At 66.6% G+C, this 1,934-nt stretch carries 2 protein-coding genes; one reads left to right on the forward strand and one right to left on the reverse strand.

The features are described from left to right. On the reverse strand, nucleotides 1-1,440 hold a 1,440-nt coding region (locus AC1DY5_RS53500), incomplete at its 3' end, for an AAA family ATPase (RefSeq protein ID WP_478122332.1). Between the two features lie 120 nt (nucleotides 1,441-1,560). On the opposite strand from AC1DY5_RS53500, the gene AC1DY5_RS53505 reads away from it, so the two are divergent. After that, the coding region (locus tag AC1DY5_RS53505; protein WP_478122333.1) for a pyridoxal-phosphate dependent enzyme at nucleotides 1,561-1,934 on the forward strand (374 nt) is incomplete at its 3' end.

The raw sequence follows: 1,934 nt of genomic DNA on the forward strand, positions 1-1,934 counted from the left end.
CAGCTTGGCCGTGAAGGCCTCCGACACCGAGACGCCTTCGAGGGTCTTGCGCACCAGCTGCTCGCGCGCGCCGGGCGGCGGCGACTTGAGCTCCAGGTGGTAGGCGAAGCGGCGCCGGAAAGCCGGGTCGATCTGCTCGATGCGATTGGTGACCCACAGCGTCGGCACCGCGTTCGACTCGAGGATCTGGTTGACCCAGGCCTTGCCGCTGACGCTGCCGCTGGCCGGCGACGGAACCTGCTCGGCACGCGCCATCAGCTGCGCGGCCTCAGTACTGATCGGCGGGAACACGTCCTCGACCTCGTCGAACAGCAGCGCCGCCTGCTCGCTGCCCTTCAGGAACACCTGCGCGATCTGCAGCGAGCGATAGCGGTCGCGGCCCGACAGTGAGTTGCCGTCGCGGTCGGCATACTCGACCTCGAACAGCTCCAGCCCCGCCGCCCGCGCCACCACCTTGGCAAGTTCAGTCTTGCCGGTGCCGGGTGGGCCGTAGAGCAGCACGTTGACGCCCGGCTCCTTGCGCGCCACCGCCGCGCGCAGCAGCGTGACCAGCATCTGGGCGTCGTCCTCGACGAAAGCGAAATCCTGCACCGACAGATTGCTCTTGGCGGACGGCCGCGTGAAGACGGCCATCAGCTCGTTGCGGTCGCGGTACTCGCGCATCAGCACCGGCGGCAGCTTCTCGCTGACCTTCATCAGGTCGGCCAGGTCGGTGATGTTGTGTTCGGAGATCAGGTTTTCGACCAGCCCGATGCGCTCGAGCCGGGAGCCGGCACGCAGCGCCTCGCCGACCTCGCTGGCATTGACGCCAGCCACCTCGGCGATGGCGGCATAGGCCTCGGGCGCGTTGTTGACCTTGAACTCGACCAGCAGCGAACGCAGGTCGCGCTGGTAGCGCGCCAGCGTGCCGTAGAGCAGCAGCGCCCGCTCGGCCTTGTTGAGCTGCAGCAGGCCGGCCAGCGCATCGATGTTCTTCTCGACCAGGGTCGACTGCTTGCGCAGCGCATGCGTGAGCCAGTCGCGCGTGACGGACAGCACCGACAGCAGGTCCTTCGGCTGGTCCTTGGCGTATTCGTCCAGGTAGAAGAACAGCGTGCCTTCCTCGTAGGGGCCGCGCCAGATGCCGTGGCGGTCGAGCAGCGTGCGGCCGTCGAAGTCCTCGACGCCCTTCCAGACCTCGTTGCCGACACAACGTCGGCCGAGGAACTCGCGCAGGCGCTGCAGCACCGGCAGCGGCCAGACCAGGTGGCGCCCGGTGAGCGACAGCAACCCGTTGAGGTCCCGGCGCACGTTGAAGCGCGGACCCTGCTTGGCCGCCAGCGTGAGCACGAAGTGCGAACACATGAGCTCGAGCACCGGCGCTTCCTTGAGTCCGGGCGACGGCAGTGCATGGCCGCGGGAAGCCGCAGCCACTGCATCGACACCGGAACGCTTGACCATCTGGCAACCTCCAGCTAAGAGAAGGTGAATCTGGACGCGACCATAGCGCAGAGTTTTGGCTTCGGGAAGCCTGACGGCACGAAATACCTTGATGTTGCAATTCCGTCCACAATTCCCCCGATGATTGGACTCGAAGCTATCGAACGCGCTGCACAGCGCCTCCACGGGCAAGTGCTGGACACGCCCTGTGTCGAATCGCGCACCCTGTCCGAGATCGTCGGTGCCCAGGYCTTCCTCAAGTTCGAGAACCTGCAGTTCACCGCCTCGTTCAAGGAACGCGGCGCTTGTAACAAGTTGGTCGATCTTTCGGAGGGCGGCGTCGGCGGGGTAATCGCCATGTCGGCCGGCAACCATGCCCAGGGCGTGGCCTATCACGCCCAGCGCCTGGGGCTGCGGGCGCTGATCGTGATGCCGCGCTTCACGCCAGGGGTGAAGATCGAACGCACGCGCGGCTTCGGCGCCGAAGTGGTGCTCCACGGGGACACGCTGGACGC

The organism is Variovorax sp. P4_D9 (assembly GCF_056401695.1).